Annotated in this window: 19 protein-coding genes; 13 read left to right on the forward strand and 6 right to left on the reverse strand. The window is 71.3% G+C overall.

The features are described 5' to 3' along the window. The first annotated feature begins 101 nt into the window (after nucleotides 1-101). The 9 genes from rpmI to ABT254_RS10095 all read left to right on the forward strand — a co-directional run bounded on the left by rpmI (nucleotide 102) and on the right by ABT254_RS10095 (nucleotide 10,287). Nucleotides 102-296: a 50S ribosomal protein L35 gene (rpmI, locus tag ABT254_RS10055; RefSeq protein ID WP_004933563.1), complete on the forward strand. Its 195-nt coding sequence runs from the start codon at nucleotides 102-104 to the stop codon at nucleotides 294-296. Nucleotides 297-407: 111 nt separating this feature from the next. Further along, a complete protein-coding gene (gene rplT / locus ABT254_RS10060) occupies nucleotides 408-791 on the forward strand; it encodes a 50S ribosomal protein L20 (RefSeq protein WP_004933571.1) in 384 nt (127 codons plus the stop codon). Nucleotides 792-883: 92 nt separating this feature from the next. Further along, complete coding sequence (locus ABT254_RS10065; RefSeq protein WP_351466330.1) at nucleotides 884-1,732, forward strand: TrmH family RNA methyltransferase; 849 nt, start codon at nucleotides 884-886, stop codon at nucleotides 1,730-1,732. Between the two features lie 55 nt (nucleotides 1,733-1,787). Continuing rightward, on the forward strand, nucleotides 1,788-2,924 hold the full coding sequence (locus ABT254_RS10070) for a sensor histidine kinase (RefSeq protein ID WP_351466333.1): 1,137 nt from the start codon (nucleotides 1,788-1,790) through the stop codon (nucleotides 2,922-2,924). Between the two features lie 150 nt (nucleotides 2,925-3,074). Then, nucleotides 3,075-4,196 carry a phenylalanine--tRNA ligase subunit alpha gene (pheS, locus tag ABT254_RS10075; protein ID WP_351466336.1) on the forward strand — a complete coding sequence of 374 codons (1,122 nt, stop codon included), beginning with the start codon at nucleotides 3,075-3,077 and terminating at the stop codon, nucleotides 4,194-4,196. Beyond that, a complete protein-coding gene (gene pheT / locus ABT254_RS10080) occupies nucleotides 4,196-6,709 on the forward strand; it encodes a phenylalanine--tRNA ligase subunit beta (protein WP_351466339.1) in 2,514 nt (837 codons plus the stop codon). Before pheS ends, pheT begins: the two co-directional genes overlap by 1 nt. Nucleotides 6,710-6,966: 257 nt before the next feature. Next, on the forward strand, nucleotides 6,967-8,067 hold the full coding sequence (locus ABT254_RS10085) for a PP2C family protein-serine/threonine phosphatase (protein ID WP_351466342.1): 1,101 nt from the start codon (nucleotides 6,967-6,969) through the stop codon (nucleotides 8,065-8,067). 265 nt (nucleotides 8,068-8,332) lie between these two features. Then, nucleotides 8,333-9,673, forward strand: coding sequence for an NsdA family TPR-like regulatory protein (locus tag ABT254_RS10090; protein ID WP_344405641.1), 1,341 nt, complete (start codon nucleotides 8,333-8,335; stop codon nucleotides 9,671-9,673). A gap of 74 nt (nucleotides 9,674-9,747) precedes the next feature. Continuing rightward, nucleotides 9,748-10,287 carry an NUDIX hydrolase gene (locus tag ABT254_RS10095; RefSeq protein ID WP_030945812.1) on the forward strand — a complete coding sequence of 180 codons (540 nt, stop codon included), beginning with the start codon at nucleotides 9,748-9,750 and terminating at the stop codon, nucleotides 10,285-10,287. Nucleotides 10,288-10,321: 34 nt separating this feature from the next. On the opposite strand, the gene ABT254_RS10100 is transcribed toward ABT254_RS10095, so the two are convergent. After that, nucleotides 10,322-10,579, reverse strand: coding sequence for a hypothetical protein (locus ABT254_RS10100; protein WP_351466346.1), 258 nt, complete (start codon nucleotides 10,577-10,579; stop codon nucleotides 10,322-10,324). A gap of 224 nt (nucleotides 10,580-10,803) precedes the next feature. Further along, nucleotides 10,804-11,679 carry a 3-hydroxybutyryl-CoA dehydrogenase gene (locus ABT254_RS10105; RefSeq protein ID WP_351466349.1) on the reverse strand — a complete coding sequence of 292 codons (876 nt, stop codon included), beginning with the start codon at nucleotides 11,677-11,679 and terminating at the stop codon, nucleotides 10,804-10,806. 184 nt (nucleotides 11,680-11,863) lie between these two features. Here ABT254_RS10105 and ABT254_RS10110 point away from each other — a divergent pair, with 184 nt between their 5' ends. Further along, on the forward strand, nucleotides 11,864-13,123 hold the full coding sequence (locus ABT254_RS10110) for a glycoside hydrolase family 10-like protein (RefSeq protein WP_351466352.1): 1,260 nt from the start codon (nucleotides 11,864-11,866) through the stop codon (nucleotides 13,121-13,123). A 19-nt stretch (nucleotides 13,124-13,142) separates the two neighbouring features. On the opposite strand, the gene ABT254_RS10115 is transcribed toward ABT254_RS10110, so the two are convergent. Further along, nucleotides 13,143-13,337 carry a DUF1918 domain-containing protein gene (locus ABT254_RS10115; RefSeq protein ID WP_099927555.1) on the reverse strand — a complete coding sequence of 65 codons (195 nt, stop codon included), beginning with the start codon at nucleotides 13,335-13,337 and terminating at the stop codon, nucleotides 13,143-13,145. Nucleotides 13,338-13,432: 95 nt separating this feature from the next. Then, nucleotides 13,433-14,383, reverse strand: a complete 951-nt coding sequence (locus ABT254_RS10120; RefSeq protein WP_351466356.1) for a DMT family transporter — start codon at nucleotides 14,381-14,383, stop codon at nucleotides 13,433-13,435. On the opposite strand from ABT254_RS10120, the gene ABT254_RS10125 reads away from it, so the two are divergent. The 3 genes from ABT254_RS10125 (at nucleotide 14,382) to ABT254_RS10135 (ending at nucleotide 17,035) form a co-directional block, all read left to right on the forward strand. Further along, complete coding sequence (locus ABT254_RS10125; protein ID WP_351466358.1) at nucleotides 14,382-15,845, forward strand: aminotransferase-like domain-containing protein; 1,464 nt, start codon at nucleotides 14,382-14,384, stop codon at nucleotides 15,843-15,845. The two genes, ABT254_RS10120 and ABT254_RS10125, sit on opposite strands and share 2 nt — an antisense overlap. A 55-nt stretch (nucleotides 15,846-15,900) precedes the next feature. Further along, a complete protein-coding gene (locus ABT254_RS10130; RefSeq protein ID WP_351466361.1) occupies nucleotides 15,901-16,338 on the forward strand; it encodes a GNAT family N-acetyltransferase in 438 nt (145 codons plus the stop codon). A gap of 103 nt (nucleotides 16,339-16,441) precedes the next feature. Continuing rightward, the gene (locus ABT254_RS10135; protein WP_351466365.1) at nucleotides 16,442-17,035 is read left to right on the forward strand and encodes a histidine phosphatase family protein; all 594 of its coding nucleotides are present in this window, start codon (nucleotides 16,442-16,444) and stop codon (nucleotides 17,033-17,035) included. Here the strand turns inward: ABT254_RS10135 and ABT254_RS10140 are convergent. After that, nucleotides 17,017-17,460: a DUF6314 family protein gene (locus ABT254_RS10140; protein ID WP_351466368.1), complete on the reverse strand. Its 444-nt coding sequence runs from the start codon at nucleotides 17,458-17,460 to the stop codon at nucleotides 17,017-17,019. The two genes, ABT254_RS10135 and ABT254_RS10140, sit on opposite strands and share 19 nt — an antisense overlap. A gap of 2 nt (nucleotides 17,461-17,462) precedes the next feature. Continuing rightward, nucleotides 17,463-17,714 carry a hypothetical protein gene (locus tag ABT254_RS10145; protein WP_351466370.1) on the reverse strand — a complete coding sequence of 84 codons (252 nt, stop codon included), beginning with the start codon at nucleotides 17,712-17,714 and terminating at the stop codon, nucleotides 17,463-17,465. Between the last annotated feature and the right edge of the window lie 68 nt (nucleotides 17,715-17,782).

Genomic DNA, 17,782 nt, shown 5'->3' on the forward strand with positions numbered 1-17,782 from the left:
CGCAGGTCCCCAGGATGTAACCGAAACACGAACGACGCTCCACCGTGCCCGGTTTTCGTGACCGGGCACCGGAGCGCCACCGACGAGGAGAGAACGGCGCTATGCCGAAGAACAAGTCGCACAGCGGTGCCAGCAAGCGCTTCAAGGTCACCGGCTCCGGCAAGGTGCTCCGTGAGCGCGCCGGCAAGCGCCACCTGCTCGAGCACAAGTCGTCCCGCGTGACGCGTCGCCTGACCGGCAACGCCGAGATGGCCCCGGGCGACGCCGCGAAGATCAAGAAGCTTCTCGGCAAGTGACGTGAGCGGCGCCTGATCGTTCGATCGCCGAGCGCCGTACGTCTGGACCGGGACCCAATCGTTTCCGGGCCGTGTGAGTCCAACCACGGCCCCGCTACAAGGAGTTAACAAGTGGCACGCGTCAAGCGGGCAGTCAACGCCCACAAGAAGCGCCGGGCGATCCTCGAGCAGGCCTCCGGCTACCGCGGTCAGCGTTCGCGCCTGTACCGCAAGGCCAAGGAGCAGGTCACCCACTCGCTGGTCTACAACTACAACGACCGCAAGAAGCGCAAGGGTGACTTCCGCCAGCTGTGGATCCAGCGCATCAACGCCGCTGCCCGCGCCAACGGCATCACGTACAACCGCTTCATCCAGGGTCTGAAGGCCGCGAACGTCGAGGTCGACCGCAAGATCCTGGCCGAGCTGGCCGTCAACGACGCCACCGCGTTCGCCGCGCTGGTCGAGGTCGCGCAGAAGGCCCTTCCGGCCGACGTCAACGCGCCGAAGGCCGCGTGACGCCGCGCCGGCTCTGAGCCGACGTGACATGAGGGACCCGCAGGCCTGAGGGCTTGCGGGTCCTGTTGTGTAGTTTTCCGAAAGTGAGCCCCATGCCCTCCGCCAGCCCCGAGCTGATCTCCCCCCGTTCCCCCCGTGTCTTGGCCGCCCGGCGGCTCGCCCGGCGGAACTTCCGGAGCAAGGAGCGGCTGTTTCTCGCCGAGGGGCCGCAGGCCGTGCGGGAGGCGGCGGCCTACGGGGACACGTTGGTCGAGCTGTTCGCGACGGTCGAGGCCGCCGAGCGGTACGCCGACATCATCGGCGAGGCCCGAGCCACCGGCGCCCGGGTGCATCTCGCCGCGGATGACGTGATCGCCGACATCTCGACCACCGTCACCCCGCAGGGGCTCGTCGGGATCTGCCGGTTCATCGACACGCCCTTCGAGGAGATCCTGGCCGCCGAGCCGAAGCTGGTGGCCGTACTCGCCAACGTGCGCGACCCCGGGAACGCCGGGACCGTGCTGCGGTGCGCCGATGCCGCCGGCGCCGAGGCCGTCGTACTGACCGACGCGTCCGTCGACCTCTACAACCCCAAGGCCGTACGGGCCTCCGTGGGCTCGCTGTTCCATCTGCCCGTCTCCGTCGGCGTCCCCGTGGAGGAGGCGGTCGAGGGGCTCAGGCGGGCCGGTGTGAGGATCCTCGCCGCCGACGGGGCCGGGACCGACGACCTGGACGACGAGCTCGACAAGGGCACCATGGGCGGGCCGACCGCCTGGGTGTTCGGGAACGAGGCGTGGGGGCTTCCGGAGGAGACCCGCGCACTCGCGGACGCCGTGGTGCGCGTCCCGATCCACGGGAAGGCCGAGAGCCTGAACCTCGCCACCGCGGCCGCCGTATGTCTGTATGCGTCGGCCCGTGCACAGCGCGCCTCCACAGGGTGCCGTTCCGTCACTGACAGCTAGTAGGGTGACCAGCTCGGGGGCCACCTGCGCCGTCTGAAGGGTGGGTTTGCGGGGAATGAGTGTCGGCACGAGCAGGGCACGGGGATCACGGGACGCGCGGCGCGCACCCGCGCCCCGCCACGGTGATCTCGCCGAGCTCGGCATCGACCCCGACCAACTGCCCGACGGCCTCGTCGTCGCCGACGAGCACGGCCACGTCATCTGCTTCAACGCCGCCGCCGAGCGCATCTCCGCCGTCCCCGCCCGGGACGCCCTCGGGCAGCGGCTGGAGAAGGCGCTGCCGTTAGAGGACCTGGAAGGGCGGCGCTGGTGGCAGCTGACCGACCCTTACGGCGGGCTCGCCATCCGCCGGCGGCAGCCCGAGCGGAATCTGCTGCTTCCCGGCGGGCGGGAGGTCCTCGTATCGGCCCGGTACGTCCGCAGTGAACCCACCGGCCCGGTCCGCCGGGTCGTCGTCTCGCTGCGCGACACCGAGGCCCGCCGCCGCACCGAGCGCAGCCACGCGGAGCTGATAGCGACCGTGGCCCATGAACTCAGGTCGCCCCTGACCTCCGTCAAGGGCTTCACCGCCACGCTGCTGGCCAAGTGGGAACGGTTCACCGACGACCAGAAGCGGCTGATGCTGGAGACCGTCGACGCCGACGCCGACCGGGTCACCCGGCTCATCGCCGAGCTGCTGGACATCTCGCGGATCGACAGCGGCCGGCTGGAGGTGCGGCGCCAGCCCGTCGACATCGGCGCGGCCGTGGGACGGCACATCCAGGCGTACGTCGCCGCCGGACAGCCCGCCGACCGGTTCCTGCTCAGGATCGAGCAGCCGCTGCCCTCGCTGTGGGCCGACCCCGACAAGATCGACCAGGTGCTGAGCAACCTGCTGGAAAATGCGGTGCGGCACGGCGAGGGAACCGTCACGATTGACATCACGGCCACGGAGTCCCCCCGCGAGGACGAGGACACCGGCACGTCGGTCACCGTGAGCGACGAGGGGCCCGGCATCCCGGAGGAGTCCATGAACCGCGTCTTCACCCGCTTCTGGCGGGGCAGCAAGCGCGGTGGCACGGGCCTCGGGCTCTACATCGTCAAGGGCATCGTCGAGGCCCACGGCGGCACCATCACGGTCGGCCGCGGCCCCCAGGGAGGGGCGGAGTTCCGATTTACGTTGCCCGTGGCGGCCCCGGCGTATCTCACCTGAGAGCCGGAGAGCGGCCCACGGGCGCATTCGTACACCTCCACCCCGTTAGACTCGGCCTTTGGCACCTTTGTGTCCCATGGACGGCCCTCTGACCTCTGTGTGAGTCGGTGACGGGGACCTTCAGCCAGCCAATCGGAAGCACGGGAAGAGATGTCGGCACCGAATAAGTCGTACGACCCGGTAGAGGTCGAGGCCTTGAAACCGGAAGAGATCGAGCGCATGCGGGACGAGGCGCTCGCCGCCTTCGCAGCCGCGGACTCCCTCGACGCGCTCCAGGAGGCCAAGGTCGCCCACACCGGCGGCACCTCCCCGCTGGCCCTCGCCAACCGCGAGATCGGCGCCCTGCCCCCGCACGCCAAGGCCGCCGCCGGCAAGCTGGTCGGTCAGGCCCGCGGCGCCGTCAACAAGGCGCTCGCCGGCCGCCAGGCCGAGCTGGAGGCCGAGCGGGACGCGCGCGTGCTGGTCGAGGAGTCGGTGGACGTCACGCTGCCGTACGACCGCGTACCGGCCGGCGCCCGCCACCCCCTGACCACCCTCTCGGAGCGGATCGAGGACGTCTTCGTGGCCATGGGCTACGAGGTCGCCGAGGGCCCCGAGATCGAGGCCGAGTGGTTCAACTTCGACGCGCTCAACATCGGCCCGGACCACCCGGCCCGCGGTGAGCACGACACCTTCTTCGTCGAAGGCCCCAAGGGCGGCACCGAGTCCGGTGTCGTGCTGCGCACCCACACCTCGCCGGTCCAGATCCGCTCGCTGCTCAGCCGTGAGCTGCCGGTCTACGTGATCTGCCCGGGCCGGGTGTACCGCACCGACGAGCTGGACGCCACGCACACCCCCGTCTTCCACCAGGTCGAGCTGCTCGCCGTGGACGAGGGCCTGACCATGGCCGACCTCAAGGGCACCCTGGACCACATGGTCCAGTCGCTGTTCGGCGAGGGCATGAAGACCCGGCTGCGGCCCAACTTCTTCCCCTTCACCGAGCCGTCCGCCGAGATGGACATGGTGTGCTACGTCTGCCGCGGCGAGTCCGTGGGCAACCCCGACCGCCCCTGCCGCACCTGCTCCTCCGAAGGCTGGATCGAGCTCGGCGGCTGCGGCATGGTCAACCCGCGGGTGCTGACCGCCTGCGGCGTCGACCCGGAGAAGTACAGCGGCTTCGCCTTCGGGTTCGGCATCGAGCGGATGCTGATGTTCCGCCACAACGTCGAGGACATGCGAGACATGGTCGAGGGTGACGTCCGGTTCACCCGGCCGTTCGGGATGGAGATCTGATGCGGGTCCCGCTTTCTTGGCTGCGGGAGTACGTCGACCTGCCGGCGACGGAAACCGGCCGTGACGTCCAGGAGAAGCTCGTCTCGGCGGGGCTCGAGGTCGAGACCGTCGAGCACCTCGGCGCCGACCTCAAGGGCCCGCTCGTCGTCGGCAAGGTGCTGACCATCGAGGAGCTGACGGAGTTCAAGAAGCCGATCCGCTTCTGCACCGTCGACGTCGGCCAGGCCAACGGCACCGGCGAGCCCCAGGAGATCGTCTGCGGCGCCCGCAACTTCGCCGTCGGCGACAAGGTCGTCGTCGTGCTGCCCGGCGCCACCCTGCCCGGCGGCTTCTCCATCTCCGCGCGCAAGACCTACGGCAAGACGTCCCACGGCATGATCTGCTCCAGCGACGAGCTGGGCATGGGCGACGACGGCACCAAGGGCATCATCGTGCTGCCGCCGGAGGCCGAGGTCGGCAAGGACGCCATCGAGCTGCTCGAGCTGGTCGACGAGGTCCTGGACATCGCCGTCACCGCCAACCGCGGCGACTGCCTGTCCATCCGCGGCGTCGCCCGTGAGACCGCCATCGCCTACGGCCTGCCGCTGCGCGACCCGGCCCTGATCGACGTCCCCGGCCCGAACGCGTTCGGCTACCCGGTGCAGGTCTCCGACCCGCTCGGCTGCGACCGCTTCACCGCGCGCACGGTCACCGGGCTCAGCCCCGAGGCCCGCTCCCCGATCTGGCTGCAGCGCCGGCTCCAGAAGGTCGGCATGCGCCCCGTCTCGCTCGCCGTCGACGTCACCAACTACGTGATGATGGAGCTCGGCCAGCCGCTCCACGCCTACGACCGCTCGCTGGTCCAGGGCACCATCGGCGTGCGCCGCGCCGAACAGGGCGAGAAGCTCGTCACGCTCGACGGAGTCACCCGCACCCTGGACGCCGAGGACCTCGTCATCACCGACGACCGCGGCCCCATCGGTCTCGCGGGTGTCATGGGCGGCGCCAACACCGAGATCGCCGACCACGACGACACCGAGAAGTCCACGAGCGACGTAGTGATCGAGGCCGCCCACTTCAACGCGGTCTCCATCGCGCGCACGGCCCGCCGCCACAAGCTGTCCTCGGAGGCGTCCCGCCGCTTCGAGCGCGGCGTCGACCCGCAGGCCGCGGCCGCCGCCGCACAGCGCACGGTCGACCTGCTGGTGCTGCTCGCGGGCGGCACCGCCGAGGCCGGCGTCACCGAGGTCATCACGCCGTCCGCCCCGCACACCATCACCGTCCCGGCCAACCACCCGGACAAGGTGGCGGGCGTCGACTACGGCCGCGAGACCGTCGTACGGCGGCTGCAGGAGATCGGCTGCGACGTGTACGGGCAGGACGAGCTGATCGTCACCGTCCCGTCCTGGCGGCCCGACCTCCTCGAGGTCAACGACATCGCGGAGGAGGTCATCCGCCTGGAGGGCTACGAGAACCTGCCCTCCACGCTGCCCAAGCTCCCCTCGGGCCGTGGCCTCACCCACCGGCAGCGGCTGCACCGCAGGGTCGGCCGCGCGCTGGCCGGGGCGGGCTATGTCGAGGCGCCCAACTACCCCTTCGTCAGCGAGCAGGTCTTCGACCAGCTGCTGCTGGAGGCCGACGACCCGAACCGCCGCGTCGTGAAGCTCACCAACCCGCTCAGCGACGAGGAGCCCGCGCTGCGCACCTCGCTGCTGCCGGGGCTGCTCGGCGCCCTGCGGCGCAACAACGGCCGCGGCTCGCACGACCTGGCGCTGTTCGAGACCGGGCTGGTGTTCCTCCCGCGCGAGGAGCAGAGGACCGCCGTCGCCCTGCCCGTCGACCGGCGTCCCACCGACGAGGAGATCGCCGAGCTGAACGCCGCGCTGCCCGAGCAGCCGCGCCATGTCGCCGTCGTCCTCGCGGGCGCCCGCGAGCAGGCCGGCTGGTGGGGCAAGGGCCGTCCGGCGGACTGGGCCGACGCGGTCGAGGCCGGACGCGTCGCCGCGCGCGAAGCCGGTGCCGAACTGATCGTCCGCAAGGGGCAGTACGGTCCGTGGCACCCCGGCCGCTGCGCCGAACTCGTGGTCGTCGTCGACGGTACGGAGACGGTCGTCGGCCACGCGGGTGAGCTGCACCCGCGTGTGGTGAAGGCCCTCGGGCTGCCCGAGCGCACCAGTGCGATGGAGATCGACCTGGATGTGCTGGAGGAGGTCGGCAACGACACCCCGCAGGCGCCGGGCATCTCCACGTTCCCGGTGGCCACGCAGGATGTCGCGCTGGTCGTCGACAAGTTCGTGCCGCACGCCGACGTTGAAGCCGCGCTGCGGGACGGGGCGGGTGAGCTCCTGGAGGCGATCCGGCTGTTCGACGTGTATGAGAACGCCGAGCAGTTGGGTGAGGGGAAGAAGTCGCTGGCGTATGCGCTGCGGTTCCGGGCGCCCGACCGGACTCTGACCGTTGACGAGGCCTCCGCGGCGCGCGACGCAGCGGTTGCCCTCGCGGGCGAGCGGGCGGGAGCAGTGCTTCGGGGCTAGTTCGCCCAAGGGGCGGGGAGCTGTTGCTTCGTTGGCGGCTGCGGGACTTCTGTGGCTTGTCGCGCAGTTCCCCGCGCCCCTTTGGGGCGCATCAGCCCCCCTAGCTGCATAAGTGCAGGTGGCCTGGAGGTTGTCACTCGTTTGGGTGGCAACCTCGGGCGATCTGGCCCTGTCCGGCCATGCGGTCGACAGAATCGGACCGGCCTTTCGGGGTCGGTCCGTCTGTGCTTCACGGCCTGAGTGGGGGGCCAATCGGCATGATCCGCATCAAGGCTGGGGTTCCCCGCGCGGCAGGGCGGCCGCCGCTGCGCCGGGTGCTCGCGCTGGGGCTCCCCGCGGTGTGGGGCGCCATGGCGATCACGTACAAACTGGCCTGTCCGCTCGCCCAGCAGAACGGGCTGGGGGCGCGCATCGGCACCAGTGCCGTCTTCTTCGCGGTGGGGACCGGGCTGATACTCCACGTCCGGCATGTGCTGCTGCGCGAGCTCAGAGAGGTCCGGCAGGTCGCGGGTGCCGCGCAGAATGTGCTGCTGCGGCCGCTGCCGCCGCGGATCGACGGGCTGAACATCGCCGCGGCCCAGCTGTCCGCGGACCGCTGCGCGACCATCGGCGGGGATCTGTACGAGGTCATCGCCACCGAGCACGGTGTGCGGGTCGTGATGGGCGATGTGCGCGGGCACGGGCTCGCCGCCATCGGTACGGTCGCCGCCGTGCTCGGCAGCTTCCGCGAGGCCGTCCACGACGAGGCCGAACTCGGCAGTGTGCTGCGGCGGCTGGAGCGGGCGCTGGCCCGGCATCTGCGGGAACGGGCGCGGGCGGAGCACCCCTCGGCCGGAGCGGAGCCGGACAACCCGGTCGCCGAGGAGTTCGTCACCGTACTGCTGCTGGAGATCCAGCGGGACGGCGAGGTGCGCGTCCTCAACTGCGGGCACCCCTGGCCGTATCTGCTGGGTCCGGCCCGGGCCGAACTGCTGACCCGGGCCGAACCGCTCCCTCCCCTCGGGCCGTTCCCGCTGCCCGCCGAGCTTCCGGCCCTCCCCTGTGGTCGGCTGCTGCCCGGCGAGGCACTTTTCCTGCACACGGACGGTGTCGAGGACGCCCGTGACGGACGTGGCCGGTTCTTTCCGCTGCCGGCCGCGCTCGCAGAGGCCGTGGGTGCCGGGCCGGTCTCCCCGCAGTCGGTACTGCGCGCCGTCTTCGGCGGGCTGCTGCGCCACGCAGGGGGAAGACCCGCCGACGACGTCGCACTCCTCGTCCTCCGCAACGACCGCCGCCATCTTTCAGGGGCGCGGGGAACTGCGCGAACAACCACGACGCACCCGCAGCCGACGACGTACCGTCAACGCCACGGCGTCTAGTCGCACCGCCAAGCTGCCGCCGGCGCACCGTCCGCCCCGCCACGGAGTGTCGGGCAGGCAGCTGGGCGGACGGCGCGGAAGCGGGCCGCCGCACTGTACGAGGGGGAGCCGGCGGCCCGGCCGGCCTCTTGCGAGGCATTTCAGTCAACCGGCTGGAAACTCTCCGCGACAGTGCGCGTACGCTGCGGATTCGGGCACTCCGTTCACACCCCGTGTGAAGGCGTTCGCACTACGCTGACGGCACCGAGCGATCCGGGGGGCACCTATGCAGCCCAACACTCTGCTCGACGCGATCCTGGACGAGGCCGGGATCTCGCATGCGGGGCTGGCGGCACACGTCAATCAGGCGGGGCGGGCGCGCGGTCTCGCGCTCCGGTACGAACACACCGCCGTGGCACGGTGGTTGAAGGGGCAGCGGCCCCGAGGTCAGGTGCCCGACCTGATCTGCGAGGTGCTCGCGGGACGGCTGCACCGTCCGGTCACCCTCGACGACATCGGCCTCGGTGTGCCCGGTGAGCCGTCCACTCCGCACGGCACCTCGCTGTCCGGCTTCGTCGAGCGTGCCACCGCCCTGTGGCGCTCCGACGAGCAGCAGCGCCCGCACATCCTGGGCGCCCCCGCGGTCACCGGCACGCCCGCCGTCATGCCCGTGTGGGAGTGGGAGAACCCGCCCGAGGACGTGGATGTCTCGCGCGGCGGCCGGCACCGGGTCACCCCCGGCGACATCGAGATGCTGCGCGCGGCCCGCACCCACTACGAGCAGATGTACCGCAAGGCCGGCGGCATCGCCACGCGCACGCGGATCGTCGGCTTCCTCAATGCCGAGGCCGCCCCGCTGCTGCGCGGCAGCTACACCGACGCCACCGGCCGCCAACTGCACCGGGCCACGGGCGGCTTGGTGGCCATCGCGGGCATCTGCGCGTACGACTCCGACGCGCACGGGCTCGCCCAGCGCTACTTCCACCAGGCGCTCAGGCTGGCGAAGGCCAGCGGGGACCGGGGTCTTGGCGCCTATGTGATCGCGCTGTTGGTCAACCAGGCCCTGTTCATGCGGGAGTACCGTCAGGCGGTCGCCTTCGCGGAGGCCGCGCTGCGCGCCGCCGGCAAGCACATCACGCCCGCCCTCGCCTCCGATCTGTACGCGATGCAGGCGAAGGCGTACGCACACCTCGGCGACGGCACGAGCGCCCTGTCCTGCATCCGGCGTGCCGAGCAGGCCGCCGAACGCATCCGGCGCGGGTACGAACCCGACGAAACCGGCTATGTCCAGCCGGGTCTTGTCAACGTCCAGGTGGCGGAGGCCCTGCTCAGCCTGGGCGAACTCGTGGCCGCGGGGGAGCATGCCGCGGCGGCCGTCGACAACCCCGCGCACGACCGCGGCCGGGTGCACCGGCTCGCCATGCTGTCCACGATCGAACTGCGCCAGGGCAATGCCGACAAGGCGGTGGCCACCGCGGTGCAGATGGCCGAACAGGCCCGCGGAATGGAGTCCCAGCGGCTGCGCGACAGACTCCGCGCGGTACGCGAGTACCTGGTGCGCAGCGGCTGTGCGGGCACCGCCGAAGCCGCCGAACTCATCGATGGGGCACTGCGCGTACCGCTGTAGTCGGGTTCCTGAGAGCCGCCACCCACAGTCCCTGCTGCGATATTGCCACTTACTCGACGGAAGGTGGCAGAACCGTGCAGTGGACGAAACAGAACGAACAAACTGTGTATGCAAACCGCTGGTTCACCGTCAACCTGGCAGATGTGGAACTGCCGGACGGGCGGCACCTGGACCACTTTCTGATACGGCTGCGGCCCGTCGCCGTGGCCACGGTGGTGAACGAGGCCAATGAAGTCCTCCTCCTGTGGCGCCACCGCTTCATCACCGACAGCTGGGGGTGGGAACTCGCTGCGGGCGTGGTCGAGGACGGCGAGGACATCGCCGTCGCGGCCGCCAGGGAACTCGAGGAAGAGACCGGCTGGCGACCGGGACCGCTGCAGCACCTCATGAGCGTCGAGCCGTCCAACGGCCTCACCGACGCCCGGCATCACATCTACTGGGCCGACGAGGGCGAGTACGTCGGACATCCCGTGGACGACTTCGAATCGGACCGCCGGGAATGGGTCCCCCTCAAACTCGTCCCCGACATGGTCGCCCGCGGCGAGGTCCCGGCCGCCAACATGGCGGCCGCGTTACTGCTCCTGCACCACCTCAGGCTCGGGCAGGACGCCTAGGACCCTGATCCCCCCACCGCGTCCTGGCCCTTTCTCAGTGGCCCAGGGCTTGCCATATCGTCACGACGAGCGCGCCCACTGCCGTCAGTGCCGCGACCGCGGGCAGCGGCCAGCGGGCGTGCTCCAGGGCGATGATCCGTGCGCTGAGATCGTCGACTTCCTTGTGTGTCTCCTCGGTGCGATGGTTGAGCAGGGCCAGCCCTCCCTCGACGCGCGCATAGGCGACATCGAGGCGGCGGCGTAACTCTGCGAGTTCTCCATGGACCACGGGATGCTCCGGGTCGGCGGTCACGAGTCCGCTCCTTTCCGTAGTCGTCACATCCCTTGCATTGCGCATGGAGAGTCAACTCGCCTGGTGGGTGCGTGGGGAGCGTGTGCGACGGGCATATGCGGGCCCGACGCGCACACGGTGTGTGAATGACGCGGGCCCGGCACTCCGAAGAGTGCCGGGCCCGCATCGGTCGCACTGTGTAATCAGCACCCTGGAACGGGCACTGTGCAAAATCCCCGTCGGCGTCAGCCGTAGGTGTAGAAGCCCGAGCCGGTCTTCCGGCCGAGCCGGCCCGCGTCGACCATGCGCTGGAGCAGCGGGGGAGCGGCGTACAGCGGCTCCTTGTACTCGGCGTACATGGAGTTGGCGATGGAGACGATGGTGTCCAGGCCGATCAGGTCCGACAGCTTCAGCGGGCCCATCGGGTGGGCGCAGCCCATCTCCATGCCGTTGTCGATGTCCTCGCGGCCCGCGATGCCCGACTCGAACATGCGGATGGCGGACAGCAGATACGGCACGAGCAGCGCGTTGACCACGAACCCGGAGCGGTCCTGGGCGCGGATCGCGTGCTTGCCGAGCACCTTCTCCGCGAACAGCTGCGCCCGGCCGAGCGTGCCCTCGGAGGTGGTGAGCGCCGGGATCAGCTCGACCAGCTGCTGCACCGGGGCCGGGTTGAAGAAGTGGATGCCGACGACGTGGTCCGGTCGGGAGGTGGCGACCGCCAGCTTCACCAGCGGGATGGAGGAGGTGTTGGAGGCCAGGATGGCGTCCGGGCGGGTCACCACCTGGTCGAGCACCTGGAAGATCTCCGTCTTCACCTGCTCGTTCTCGACGACGGCCTCGATCACCAGATCCCGGTCGGCGAACTCGCCCAGGTCGGTGGTGAAGCTCAGCCGCGCCTGCGTCTCGTCCCGCTCCTGCTCGGTGATCTTGCCCCGCTCGGCCGCCTTGCCCAGGGAGCTGAACAGCCGGGTCCGGCCGATCTCCAGGGCCTCCCCGGTGGTCTCGGCCACCTTGACGTCCAGTCCGGCCCGGGCGCACACCTCGGCGATGCCCGCTCCCATCTGGCCACAGCCGACCACTCCGACGCGCGAGATGTCTCCCGTTGGGAAGTCCGTCACATCGACCCCTTCGCTGATCTACGAATGCGGCAGCGCCCCGGTGGTTCGGTGCCTGCTCCAAACCTGCACGTTACCTCCGGCGATCGTTGATCGATCGTTCGGGTCCGCGTGGCAGCCTGACGCGGGAGCGGCCGGGGTCGAGAATCTCCCCCGGTCACGCACATCGGCGCATGGAGGTAGGGGAATGCTGCACCGTAGGTCTCGGCTGTCGCGGCGGGCGTTCGCGGTGACGGCCCTGTCGGCTCTCGTGGCGGGGGGCGGTGCGGTGGCGGCGAGTGCGGCGATGGCGGGCGGCGATCCCGGGCGCCGGCGGTCCGAGCGGGAGATGCGGGGCGTCTGGGTGGCGACCGTCGCCAACCGGGACTGGCCCTCCAAGCCGGGGCTGACCGCGGCCGAGCAGCGGGCCGAGCTGATCGCCGTCCTGGACCGTGCCGTGCGCAGCCGCCTCAACGCCGTGATGTTCCAGGTGCGCCCGACGGCCGACGCGCTGTGGCCCTCCCCGTACGAGCCCTGGTCGCAGGTGCTCACCGGCACCCAGGGCCAGGACCCGGGCTGGGACCCGCTGGGCACGGCGGTGAAGGAGGCCCACGCCCGCGGCCTGGAACTGCACGCCTGGTTCAACCCGTACCGCATCGCCAACACCACCGACGTGACGAAGCTGGTCGCCTCCCATCCCGCGCGCAAGCACCCGGAGTGGGTGGTGCCGTACGGCGGGAAGCTCTACTACAACCCGGGGCTGCCGAAGGTCCGTGCCTTCGTGCAGAACGCGATGCTCGACGCGGTGCGGAAGTACCCCGTGGACGGCGTCCACTTCGACGACTACTTCTACCCGTATCCCGTGACCGGCCAGACCTTCGACGACGACGCGGCCTACGCCCGGCACGGCAAGTCCTTCCCCGACCGGGACGCCTGGCGCCGCAACAACATCGACAAGCTGGTGGTCGAGACCGCCGCGCGGATCAAGCAGGTGCGGCCGGGCGCGCGCTTCGGGATCAGCCCGTTCGGGGTGTGGCGCAACGCGGCCACCGACGCCCGCGGCTCCGACACCCGGGCGGGCGTGCAGACGTACGACGACCTGCACGCGGACACCCGCAAATGGGTGCGGGAGAACTGGATCGACTACATCGCCCCGCAGGTCTACTGGAACATCGGCTTCGCCGCCGCCGACTACGCCAAGCTGCTGCCGTGGTGGTCGGAGGTCGCGCGCGGCACCGGGACGCAGGTGTACGTCGGGGAGGCCCTGTACAAGGCCGGCGACCCGGCCCAGGCGGCGCCCTGGCAGGACGTCGCCGAGCTCTCCCGCCACCTCACCCTGGCCAAGGACCATCCGCAGGTGCGCGGACACATCTTCTTCGCCGCCAAGGACGTGGCGACGGACCGGATCGGTGCGATGGCACGGGTGGTCGCCGACCACTACCAGCAGCCGGCGAAGCCCCCGCGTTGATCTGCGCCCGGCGGAGCACTCAGTGTTGGATTTCCCTGTGGCGGATCTCGGTGTCCGGGCCCGGCGAGCAGATGCCCGTGTGCCCGTCCTCGAAGCGGACCCGGTAGGGAGGGTTCCCCTCCTGGCCCAGTACTTCGACGATCTCGCCGACCTTGTCGTGTTGGCCTACCACCCTGCCGTGCTGGACAAGCTGGTCGCCCACGGTTGCACGCATCTGTAGGGCCTCCTCACCAGGTGCGGGAGCAGCGGTCCGTGGCCTTTGAGTCTACGGCGCGGGGCCACGGTTGGAACCGGCGCGTACCCGCGCCGTCAGCCCCGCGCCCGCTGCGTGACGGCGATGCACACCAGCACCGCCGCGGCCGTCAGCGGGGCGGCCACCGTCAGGTGCTCGCCCAGCAGCAGCACCGACCACACCAGTGTGAGCAGGGGTTGAGCCAACTGCAACTGGCTGGCCTTGGGAATGCCGATCGCCGCCATCCCCCGGTACCAGACGACCAGGCCGAGGAACTGCGAGCCCGCCGCGACCCACAACAGCCCGGCCACGCTGTGCGCACCCAGCCGTACGGGTTCGTACGACAGCGCCAGCGCGGCGCCCGGCACGCTCAGCGGCAGGCAGAGAACCAGCGCCCAGCCGATCACCTGCCAGCCCGGCATGACCTGGGCCAGCCGGCCGCCCTCGGTGTAGCCGGCGGCGCACACCAGCAGCGCGCCGAACAGATACAGGTCCGCGGTGGTCAGCGCGCCGCCGCTCTGCTGCACCGTGAAGGCGACGACCGCGGCCGCGCCCACCAGGGCCGCCGTCCAGAAGGTGCGGGAGGGGCGGCTGCCCATGCGCAGCGCGGAGAACAGGGCGGTGGTGAGGGGGAGCAGGCCGACCACGACGGCGGCGTGGGCGGTCGTCGACGTCTGCAGGGCCAGCGTGGTCAGCAGCGGGAAGCCCACGACGACACCGGCGGCGACGACGGCCAGGCCCGCCAGGTGCCCGCGGCCGGGCAGCGGCACGCGCAGCGCCAGCAGACAGGCCCCCGCGATCAGCGCCGCGAGAACGCTGCGCACGGACACCAGGGACCAGGGCCCGAAGCCCTCCAGGCCCCAGGCGGTGGCGGGGAAGGTGAGGGAGAAGGCGACCACGCCGAGGGCGGCCAGAAGGGTGCCGGAGCGGCGGCTCGCCGCGGTCACCGGGGTGTCCGCGCCGGTCGGCCGGGTCTCGCCGGCGACCGCTATCCGGCTGTGGGCGGTAGCGCTACTCTGTGCTCTCATGCAAGAGCGTAGCAGTGTCGGTGAACTGGTGAAACAGCTGCGGGGAGAGCTGGACCGCTACTCTCCCGGAGGAAAGCTCCCGTCGAGCCGGTCCCTCGTCGAGCGGTTCCGGGTCAGTCCGGTGACCGTCTCGCGTGCCCTGGGGCAACTGGCCGCCGAGGGGCTGGTGGTGACCCGGCCGGGTGCCGGAGCCTTCCGTGCCGAACCGCGCGGCGGGGCCGCTCCCTCCGGTGACACCTCCTGGCAGGAGGTCGCCCTCAGCGCGGACGGCGCCGCCGACCTCGTACCGCGTTCCGTGGACGCCTCCGGGGTCACGGTCTCCCTTGCCGCCCCGCCGCCCGGGGTCGTCGAGTTCAACGGCGGCTATCTGCACCCGTCGTTGCAGCCCGAGCGGGCGATGGCGGCGGCCCTGTCCCGGGCGGGCCGTCGCCCCGGCGCGTGGGGGCGACCGCCGATGGAGGGGCTGCCGGAGCTGCGCGAGTGGTTCGCGCGGAGCATCGGCGGCCAGGTCACCGCCGCCGGGGTCCTCGTCGCCGCGGGCGGCCAGTCCGCACTGACCACCGCACTGCGCGCGCTCGCCCCGCCCGGAGCGCCGGTGCTCGTCGAGTCGCCCACGTATCCCGGGATGCTGGCGATCGCGCGGGCGGCGGGCCTGCGGCCGGTGCCGGTCCCGGTGGACGCGGACGGGGTCCGGCCCGCGCTGCTCGCGGACGCGTTCCGGGCGACCGGCGCGCGGGTCTTCGTCTGCCAGCCCCTGTTCCAGAACCCGACCGGCGCCGTGCTCGCCCCCGAACGGCGCGGGGAGGTGCTGCGGATCGCCCGCGAGGCCGGTGCGTTCGTCGTCGAGGACGACTTCGTACGACGGCTCGTGCACGAGGACGCGGGGCCGCTGCCCAGTCCGCTGGCCGCCGACGACCCCGACGGAGTCGTCGTCCACGTCTGCTCGCTCACCAAGGCGACCTCGCCCAGCTTCCGGGTGAGCGCGCTGGCCGCCCACGGGCCGGTCCTGGAACGGCTGCGTGCCATCCAGGTCGTCGACACCTTCTTCGTCCCCCGCCCGCTCCAGGAGGCGGCCCTCGAACTCGTCGGCTCGCCGGCCTGGCCGCGGCATCTGCGGGCGATCTCCGCGGAGTTGAAGAGCCGCCGCGATGCCATGACGGCAGCACTGCGGCTGCGCCTCCCCGAACTCGCCCTGCCGCACATCCCGTCGGGCGGCTATCACCTGTGGCTGCGGCTGCCCGACGGCACTGGGGGCACCTCCCAGGCTTTCGGCTCTGGGGGAGAATCGGCCCTTACGGCGGCGGCGCTGCGTGCGGGGGTTGCCATCACCCCTGGTCGTCCGTACTTCAGTGCGGAGTCTTCGGCCGCTCACCTCCGGTTGAGCTTTGCGGCGGTCGCGGGGGTGGGGGAGATCGCGGAGGGTGTGCGGCGGCTGCGGGTGGCCTACGACGAGGTGTTCTGACGCGCGGGGCGAAAACTGCTCGACGCCTCCGGCCCCGGCCTGCGAGTCTCCCGCCATGACCGACACCCCGAGCCTTCCCGAAGGCTATGAGATCTCCACCGACCCCGACCGTCTCGACGTCGACCGCGTGCACCGGTGGCTGGCCACCGACGCGTACTGGGCCAAGGGCCGGGCCCGGGAGAAGCAGGAGCGGGCGATGGCCGGCTCGTTGAACTTCGGGGTCTACGAGGTGGTTTCGGGGGAGCAGGTGGCTTATGCCCGGGTTATCACCGACCGGGCGACCTTCGCCTGGTTGTGCGATGTGTATGTCGACCGGTCCGTGCGCGGCAAGAGCATCGGTACGGCCATGGTGGGCGCCGTGCGTGATCACCTGGAGCCGTACGGGCTGCGGCGCATCATGCTCGCCACCGCCGACGCGCACGGGGTCTACGCGAAGCTGGGATTCGAGCCGCTGGCCCAGCCGGACATCTGGATGGCTCTCGTTTTCGAGTGACTTGTCCGGCAGGTCCTGACCTTGAAGTAAGGTTTTGGCCACCGTCGGTGAATGCTGACCAATGCCCCTTGACCTGCGCACTTTCCCGACACACCATCGCCGCATGCAACTTCGGGTCACTTTCGTCGCCGCCGCGCGCAGCTCCCCGCTGCTCGCCGAGCGCTTCGAGGACGACCGTCCGCTGGACCAGGCCGGCTGGGAAGAGGTGCAGCGCGTCGCCCGCGATCTGGTGCCGCTCGCGGCGGCGGAGCTGCGCTACTGCTCGCCCACGCCGCGCAGCCGCGCCACCGGCGATGCCCTCGGCTATGCGCCGCTGGTCCAACTCGCCCTGCGGGACTGCGACATGGGGCGCTGGCGCGGGCTGACCCTCGGCGAGGCGATGGCTCGCGAACCGGAGGCGGTGGACGCCTGGCTCGCGGATCCGCGGGCCACCCCGCACGGCGGCGAGTCGCTGATGGCCTTCATCGCCCGCGTCGGCAACTGGCTCGACACCCGGCCCGTCGAGGACGGTGGCCGCATCGTCGCCGTGGCCGAGCCGTCCGTGGTCCGCGCCGCTCTGGTGTACGCGCTGAAGGCGCCGCCGTCGACGTACTGGAACATCGATGTGCGCCCTTTGTCGACGACGACCGTGACGGGGCACGCCGGGCGCTGGAACCTGCGCTTCGACGGGGCGCCGGTTCAGCCCTCGCGGGCGTAGTCGGTGGTCAGGACGAGGTCCTTGGCGGGGCCGCCCACCCGCCACACCGTCCGCCACTGGTCGGCGTCCCGGACCGTGAACTCGCCGCGGTAGAGGTCCGCCGCGCAGGGATGGTCGGCGACATGGTGCCCGGTGGTCAGATCCAGATGGTGGAAGGGCCGCCCGTCGGCGAAACGCACGTCCGCGGTGCCCGGTGAACCGCCGGGCAGAAAGCGCAGGGTGCGCTCGGCGGGGCGCGCCACGCCCTGCCAGGTGAACATGCCGGACTCCTCGTGCAGCAGCCCGCCCTCGGGGAGCGGACTGAAGAGTGTCGTGCCGGCGAAGCGGCCCTCGTCGCCGCTCGCGAGATCCCGCACGGTGCGCTCCACGCGCCAGCATCCGGCGAGGTGGGCCAGGACGTCGGCCACGGGCCAGAACTCGTCCATGCTCAGCGCCTCTTTCCCCGGGGCCGCAGGGGATCGGGCGAATCGGTGGGCGTCTTGCGGTCGGACTGGGCGCGGATCTCGTGGTGCGCGGCGTGACCGGTGGCGCGGAAGGCCTCCTCGTACGCGGCGAGCGCCCCGCCCAGCCCGCCGCCGGCGGTGCCACGGCGCCGGATCCGCCGCGCCGGCCAGGTGAAGGCCGCCATCACAACGGCCACAAAGCCCGCCAGGGCGAAGTAGGGCAGCAGCGCATCCATGTCGTCGACCTTACGCCCGGCGCATGCTCGCCCCATTGACGTGCTCACACCCCTTCCTTATCTTGCCG

It is taken from the genome of Streptomyces sp. NPDC001137 (genome assembly GCF_040298885.1).
In the GTDB taxonomy this organism is placed as follows: Bacteria; Actinomycetota; Actinomycetes; order Streptomycetales; family Streptomycetaceae; genus Streptomyces.

What these genes read in the sequence shown, in the direction of transcription:
- ABT254_RS10135 (WP_351466365.1), top strand. Translation starts at nt 16,442, where the DNA reads ATGCAACTTCGGGTCACTTTCGTCGCCGCCGCGCGCAGCTCCCCGCTG.
- rpmI (WP_004933563.1), top strand. Translation starts at nt 102, where the DNA reads ATGCCGAAGAACAAGTCGCACAGCGGTGCCAGCAAGCGCTTCAAGGTC.
- ABT254_RS10110 (WP_351466352.1), top strand. Translation starts at nt 11,864, where the DNA reads ATGCTGCACCGTAGGTCTCGGCTGTCGCGGCGGGCGTTCGCGGTGACG.
- pheT (WP_351466339.1), top strand. Translation starts at nt 4,196, where the DNA reads ATGCGGGTCCCGCTTTCTTGGCTGCGGGAGTACGTCGACCTGCCGGCG.
- pheS (WP_351466336.1), top strand. Translation starts at nt 3,075, where the DNA reads ATGTCGGCACCGAATAAGTCGTACGACCCGGTAGAGGTCGAGGCCTTG.
- ABT254_RS10085 (WP_351466342.1), top strand. Translation starts at nt 6,967, where the DNA reads ATGATCCGCATCAAGGCTGGGGTTCCCCGCGCGGCAGGGCGGCCGCCG.
- ABT254_RS10125 (WP_351466358.1), top strand. Translation starts at nt 14,382, where the DNA reads ATGCAAGAGCGTAGCAGTGTCGGTGAACTGGTGAAACAGCTGCGGGGA.
- ABT254_RS10145 (WP_351466370.1), bottom strand. Translation starts at nt 17,714, where the DNA reads ATGGATGCGCTGCTGCCCTACTTCGCCCTGGCGGGCTTTGTGGCCGTT.
- ABT254_RS10140 (WP_351466368.1), bottom strand. Translation starts at nt 17,460, where the DNA reads ATGGACGAGTTCTGGCCCGTGGCCGACGTCCTGGCCCACCTCGCCGGA.
- ABT254_RS10115 (WP_099927555.1), bottom strand. Translation starts at nt 13,337, where the DNA reads ATGCGTGCAACCGTGGGCGACCAGCTTGTCCAGCACGGCAGGGTGGTA.
- ABT254_RS10090 (WP_344405641.1), top strand. Translation starts at nt 8,333, where the DNA reads ATGCAGCCCAACACTCTGCTCGACGCGATCCTGGACGAGGCCGGGATC.
- ABT254_RS10070 (WP_351466333.1), top strand. Translation starts at nt 1,788, where the DNA reads ATGAGTGTCGGCACGAGCAGGGCACGGGGATCACGGGACGCGCGGCGC.
- ABT254_RS10120 (WP_351466356.1), bottom strand. Translation starts at nt 14,383, where the DNA reads ATGAGAGCACAGAGTAGCGCTACCGCCCACAGCCGGATAGCGGTCGCC.
- ABT254_RS10130 (WP_351466361.1), top strand. Translation starts at nt 15,901, where the DNA reads ATGACCGACACCCCGAGCCTTCCCGAAGGCTATGAGATCTCCACCGAC.
- ABT254_RS10065 (WP_351466330.1), top strand. Translation starts at nt 884, where the DNA reads ATGCCCTCCGCCAGCCCCGAGCTGATCTCCCCCCGTTCCCCCCGTGTC.